The organism is Maricaulis sp., from assembly GCF_030149235.1.
Taxonomy (GTDB): domain Bacteria; phylum Pseudomonadota; class Alphaproteobacteria; order Caulobacterales; family Maricaulaceae; genus Maricaulis.
Genome location: NZ_JASBRW010000042.1, coordinates 1 through 6,195 on the forward strand (window position 1 = coordinate 1; position 6,195 = coordinate 6,195).

Consider the following 6,195-nt stretch of genomic DNA (forward strand, 5'->3'; position numbering starts at 1 on the left):
TCGCGGCGATGAGACGGTCTCTGATCTTGCCGCCGATCAGCCCCTTCAGCTCTTTCGGGCAAGCGGCCGGATCGAAGAGGTAGAGGCGCTTGGATGGCAGGTCGCGGATTCGGGGGATGAACTGGAATCCGAGCAGGGCGGTGACAGCGAAGACGTGGTCCGTGAAGCCGCCGGTATCGGCATACTGCTCGCGGATCTTCTGGCCGGCGCGGGTCATCAGCAGGCCGTCAAGGATGTAGGGCGCTTCGTTCACGGTAGCCGGAATGGTCTGTGTGGCGAAGGGTCCGAACTGGTCGGAGACGTGGGTGTAGGCTTTCAGCCCGGGTTCATGGCCGTACTTGGCGTTGATCAGGTTCATCGCCTCGCCCTGACGTGTCGTCGAGAAGAACTGGCCGTCGCTCGAAGCGCTCTGCCCGCCGCCCCAGAACCGCGCCATCGGCAACCTCGACTGCCCTTCGATCACCGTGGCCAGGGCGCGCGCCATTGCTTCGCTTTCGACGTGCCATCGCGACAGGCGTGAGAGTTGGAAAAAGTCGTGCGTGTTCGTGGCCCCGGCCATCTTGCTGAGGCCGAGATTCAGCCCCTCGGAAAGCAACACGTTCAGCAGGCCGATCCTGTCCTTGCAGGGCACGCCGGTGCGCAGATGGGTAAAGGCCTCGGTGAAGCCAATCTCATCGTCCACCTCCAACAGAAGATCGGTGACCCTGACTTCCGGCAGGCGGCGATAGAGATCGAGAACCAGCGCATCGGCTTCCTCGGGAACCGCGGCGGTCAGCCGGTCGATTTTCAAGGTGCCGTCCTCGATGGAGCCGCCGGGGATCGCCCCGGCCTTTGCCGCGCGCGCCAGTCGGCATATGGCATCGGACATGCGCAGCTTACGATCCGCCAGCCAGGCCTCAGGTTCGAAGGGCATGGCCAGCCTTGGCGTGTCGCGTGCGACCTCGACCGGGACCAGCGCTTCCTTCAGATCGCCAAATCTGCGCGAATGCCCGAGCCAGATATCGCCAGAACGGAAGGCTTCGCGCAGATGGAACAGGACCGCGACCTCCCAGAGTCTGCTTGCCTCGTCAGCATCCGCGTTCAGATGCCGCAACCATTTCGAGCCTCGACGAAGGAATGTCAGTGGCAGGACCGTCGCCGTCGCCGTGCCCGCGATGATCGCGCTCGCCGCCAGCAGCGGTTCCGCCACGGGCGCGGCGCAAATGTCGAGCGCCCGCAACATGCGCGGCGCGTAGCGCCGGAACCGATGATAACCGTGACCGACATGCGCCAGCGGATCGGCGGCCAGGGTGTCTGTGAGCTGGGTCGCCGTGGCGACAAGCCCCTTGAGCGATAGCCAACCTCCGGCATTGCCGACGGCCTCTTCGAGGGAGGCCCGGTCCTCATGCGCTTCCAGGAGGGCGGAACCGAGGGTGGCGAAGGATTGCAGGGTGTCCTTCAGCGCCGATTTGGCATCGTCCATCCGGGCGTCACATCGCGATTTCGCCTCGCGCCAGGTCTTGCCGACGATCCGATCGTGGGTCTCGACCACGGCGTCGGCAATGGCGCTGCGCCATTCCAGAGCACAGACCGCAAGAATGGCGAGACGGCGGTCACCCGAGATATCCCGCAGATCGCCCGCGAAGTATCGCTCGCCCTGCCGGCGAAGGCGGGTAACCCGGTGCGGCGGTACATTCGCCAGAGTGCCCCGGTCCAATTCCAAAGCCTGCAAGTATTCCAGGCGGTCCAGCAGGCGGTTCATATCAGCCGAGTTCCGCCCGATCTCGAACTGACGCAGCCAGACGAACCGCGTAACCGAGCCGCCCGCATCTTCGGTCAGAAGGGCATCGAGCTGCGTTCGCATGTCATCGTCCAGCCGACTGGCGATCCGGGCGTCGACCCGCCGTTCAGCCGCGACGAGCGCATCCGCGCAAAGCCGCTCGATGACCGTGATTCCGGGCAGGACGGTCTGGGCCGCCCGGCATTGCTCGACGAAGCGCCGTGCCAGATCCTCGTTCGACCGGGCGGTTTCGGCCGCACCTTCAAGCCAGATTTTCAGATCGCGCGCCCCACGGCCCGCGAACATCTTGTAACCATAGATTTCGCGCAAGGTGGCCAGGTGCTCATGCCGGGTCTCCTCGCGCGCGGCATATCCGGCCAGGTCATCAGGCCTTATCCCAAGCTGCGCTGCCAGAAAGCGCGTGACTGCCAGTGGAATGACCTCGCCCGGCACCAGCAGCCGCCCGGGATACCGCAGCGCGCAGAGTTGCAGGGCAAAGCCGAAGCGATTGTGCGGACGGCGGCGGGCATGGATGATCTCCAGATCGTCGTCCGCCAGGGTGTAATGGCGCAGCATCGACGCGTCATCAGTCGGCAGGTCGAACAATGCCGCCCGTTGGCGGTCGGTGAGAATGCTGCGTCTTGGCATGGCGATCTTTCAGGAAATCGTGATGGACGACCGTCCGTAAGGGGACCGATCAGCGGACATGGGTCGAGGTGGCAGAGAACGGCAAGGAAACCGCGCCTCGCCATGGCTCGTATAGATGGTACGATTTGATTCGCACATGTGGCCCCTTATCCGTACACTCGCTGCATGACCGCGACCAAGATTGGCTATGCCCGCTGCTCCACCGACCGTCAGGATCTGACGGCGCAACGTGCTGCCCTTGCAGAGCTTGGGGTCGCCGAAGAGTGCATCTACACAGACCACGGCCTGACGGGCACGAACCGCGCCCGGCCCGGCCTCGACCAGGCTCTGGCCGCCGTGCGCGCAGGCGACGTGCTGGTCGTGCCGAAACTCGACCGCCTCGCGCGCTCGGTCCCGGACGCCCGGGCGATCGCAGATCAGTTGCAAAAGAAAGGCGTGAGGCTCGCCCTCGGCGCTTCGGTCTATGATCCGACCGACCCGATGGGAAGGATGTTCTTCAACATCCTGGCCACCTTCGCCGAGTTCGAGGCTGACCTCATCCGCATGCGCACCCGGGAGGGAATGGCCATCGCCCGCGCAAAGGGCAAACTCCGGGGAAAGCAGCCAAAACTCTCTGAAAAACAACAAAAAGAGCTGAACCGGATGCACGCCTCCGGCGACTACTCCATCAGCGATCTCGCTGAGCTCTTCTCCATCTCCAGACCGACCGTTTACAGGACGCTACAGCGAAATTCGGCCAAAACTACACCTTAGCGTAGGATTCTGCCCCCTCCGGCATCAGACCCCTGCGTCTGCGGGATTTGGCAGGCTTGCATCAGCCGGGGATGCGGGGGGGTCCGATCCGGCCTTGCGCGCTGCCGGATAGCGTGCCGATGCAGACTGAAGGAAATGCCGATGCAGACCCCTGCGCCCCTGACGGTTCTTGGCCTTGTCGCCCTTGCCACCACGGCGATCGTCTGCGGCGACACGGCCGGCAAGCTGCTGACGGGGGCGGGGGTGCAGCCGCTGTTCGTGGCCTGGTCGCGCTTCGCGCTGGCGGCCCTGCTGCTGTTCTGGGTGCTGGGCCTGGGGCCGGCCGGCCTGGGGCGCCTGCTGGACTGGCGGCTGATCCTGCGGGCGGCCCTGATCGTCGGCGCCATCGCCTCGATCCTGACCGCGCTTCGGACCGAGCCCATCGCGAATGTCTTCGGCGCCTTCTTCATCGGCCCGATCGTGGCCTATGTGCTGTCGGCCCTGCTGCTGGGCGAGCGCGTGTCCTGGGCGCGCACGGTGATGCTGGGGCTGGGATTTGCCGGCGTGCTGCTGGTCGTCCGGCCCGGCGGCGAGATGGGGACCGGCATGATTTTCGCGGTGCTGGCCGGCACGCTCTACGGCTCGTATCTTGCCGCGACGCGCTGGCTGACCGCCTTCTATCCGCCGCCCTTCCTGCTCGGCTCGCAACTGCTGATCGGGGCGGTGCTGCTGCTGCCTGCGGGCCTTGCCAGCATTCCGGCAAGCACCGACCTGCGGGTCTGGGTGCTTGTGATCGTCAGTTCGCTTGCCTCTGCCTTCGGCAACTATCTGCTGGTGGTTGTGAACCGGACGACGCCGGCGACGGTCTCGGCGCCCCTCATCTATTTCCAGTTGATCGCCGCCACCGTGATCGGGTTCCTCGTCTTCGGCGACTGGCCGGAGCCGTTGACCCTGCTCGGCCTTGGCGTGATCTTCGCCTCGGGTTTCGGCGGCCTGGCGCTAGTGCCGAGGCGCTAGGCGCGGCGGCCCCGTGCGTGGCGTACACTGACAAGCGCCACGAAGCTGCTCTGCAGTAGCCCAGCCTCTGCACGCGATCCACCCGTGCAGGGGCGCGGGAGGGCTGCAGGCGCCTTGTTCCCCGGACACGCCCGAGAAGGCTTTGTCAGGTTGTTGCCGCCCAGACTCAGTTTGGCGCGAACGTTGCCACTCAGGCGGCCAATTCCGCTGCATAGCCAGCCCACAAGTCGAAAGCATCGTTTCTCGCGTGGCAGTACGCTTTGGCGGACAGGCGGTGGCGTTTTGGGCGGAACAGACAGGCAATCTGGTCATGAGCGGACAGGAATCGTTGCGCGTGCCTCGGGGATTTGAAGCGCCCCATTATTTTTTCTCGCCGTCGGGTGTGTCGGTGCGACGCTTCGCTCCTGTTGTTCAGACCTTTGTGCTGGCGATGCTCCAGGCCGGGTGCAATCTCCACTTTAGCGGCTCCATAAGAGCGAAGCTTGTCCGTCACCATAACACGCGGCGCGCTCCAACGTTTCAGAAGCTTGAGCAGAAACCGCCTGGCGGCGGCCTTGTTTCGCCGAGATTGGATGAGAATGTCGAGCACATCACCGTTCGCATCGACCGCCCGCCACAGCCAATGTGTCTCGCCTTTGATCCGGATTACAACCTCGTCGAGATGCCATTTGTCGGCCGGCGCTGGTCGATCACGCCGGATCTTGGCGGCGAACCCGTGGCCGAAGCGGTTCACCCAGTTGCGGATTGTCTCGTAGGAAACCGTGACACCCCGTTCCGCCAGAAGATCCTCCACGTCGCGCAGGCTCAAAGCAAACCGGTGGTAGGCCCAGACGGCGTATCAGATGACACTCTTCGGAAACCGGAAGCCTTTGATCCGCGAAAAATCTTCGATGTTCAACATGGAGCTGAACTACCCGGACGCCGCGACGTCAGCAACCTGACAAAGCCGTGACGCCAGGTTGGTTTCGATCGCATCGTCGATCCATGCAGGGAGCGGGTCTGCCTGGCGACCGCGAATGATGCCATAGAACCGCATGGCGAGGCTGCGCATCGTTGCGAAGGCGGGGGAGCCGGCCCTAAGATCGTCGATTTTCCGTGATGTTCACGCCGCCGCCCGCCACATCCGGTATCGCCCCTGCCCTGTTACCTCCCGGATAAGGCCCTGCTCTACCATCCAATCGATGTTGCGCTGAACCGTTGCCCGATGCGTGCCTGTCAGTTTCTGGGCCATTTGGACCGAGACCAGCGGCCAGCTTGTGAAAAGCTCGCGCAGCATCGGCGGCGTCTTGCCCGAAAGCGGCGCCATCGTTCGTTCCGCGGCAGCAGCCCAAGCCTCGATCTCCTCGAGCCTGCGCAGGGCTGCGAATGTTGCGCTCTCCATCGCGTTCAGCCAGCGCGCTAGCCGGGCGGGCGGGTCCCCGATCGCGCGGAAGCCCCCTCCCCCGCCCATCGCGATCGGTGCGAAGATCGCGCCGGGCATGCTCCCTGACGGTGCGAGTTCGGTGATCGCAACACGCGACGCCGTCACCGCGGCCTCGAGCGGATCGTCGATCGGCGAGAGCTCCGCGACATGCCAGAGATGAAAACCCATGCAGGCCCGCGCTACGGGGTGGAGGTCTTCGGCCTGATCCATCATCGCAAGCCATCCGGCAGCCCGGTCCTCGAAGGCTTCCCGCTCTGCCATCTCGACCATGCGCGAGGGAGCCCTAGCCTCGTCGAGACGCTCCCCCTGCCCCGGACGGGCGCGCCGATCAAGGAAGGTTTCGAGGTCGCCCACACATGACCGACGCGCCAACGGCGCGGGTCCGCCGGTCAGCCGCCGCACGGTCCAGCCGATCCGGTACAGCGCTTGCGCATCATCCGTTACGGTCGAAACCCGCAGCGCCATGTAGAGCGACAACCGGTCGAGGCCGATCCGGTCCTGCGTGAGCCAGCTAAGATCCGCGGCTTCGATCAGGGCAAGCCGCTGCCGCCAGCCAGCCGGACCCCGGCGCAGGCGTTCATCGAGGATCCCCAACCGGGCCGCAACGCGAGCAAGC

Annotated in this window: 4 protein-coding genes and 1 pseudogene; 2 read left to right on the top strand and 3 right to left on the bottom strand. The window is 64.9% G+C overall.

Features of this window, described 5'->3' with window-relative positions:
- Positions 1 to 2,407, bottom strand: a 2,407-nt coding sequence (locus tag Q1V51_RS06625) for a Tn3 family transposase (protein WP_300554420.1), incomplete at its 3' end; no start/stop codon positions are given.
- A 165-nt stretch (positions 2,408 to 2,572) separates the two neighbouring features.
- Between Q1V51_RS06625 and Q1V51_RS06630 the strand changes: the two genes are divergently transcribed.
- Together Q1V51_RS06630 and Q1V51_RS06635 are read left to right on the top strand one after the other, a co-directional pair.
- On the top strand, positions 2,573 to 3,160 hold the full coding sequence (locus tag Q1V51_RS06630) for a recombinase family protein (RefSeq protein WP_300554423.1): 588 nt from the start codon (positions 2,573 to 2,575) through the stop codon (positions 3,158 to 3,160).
- Positions 3,161 to 3,301: 141 nt separating this feature from the next.
- Complete coding sequence (locus tag Q1V51_RS06635; RefSeq protein ID WP_300554425.1) at positions 3,302 to 4,156, top strand: DMT family transporter; 855 nt, start codon at positions 3,302 to 3,304, stop codon at positions 4,154 to 4,156.
- A 190-nt stretch (positions 4,157 to 4,346) separates the two neighbouring features.
- Here the strand turns inward: Q1V51_RS06635 and Q1V51_RS06640 are convergent.
- Positions 4,347 to 5,057: pseudogene (locus Q1V51_RS06640) on the bottom strand (IS6 family transposase).
- Between the two features lie 201 nt (positions 5,058 to 5,258).
- Positions 5,259 to 6,195: helix-turn-helix domain-containing protein (locus Q1V51_RS06645; protein WP_300554428.1), on the bottom strand; the 937-nt coding region annotated here is incomplete at its 5' end.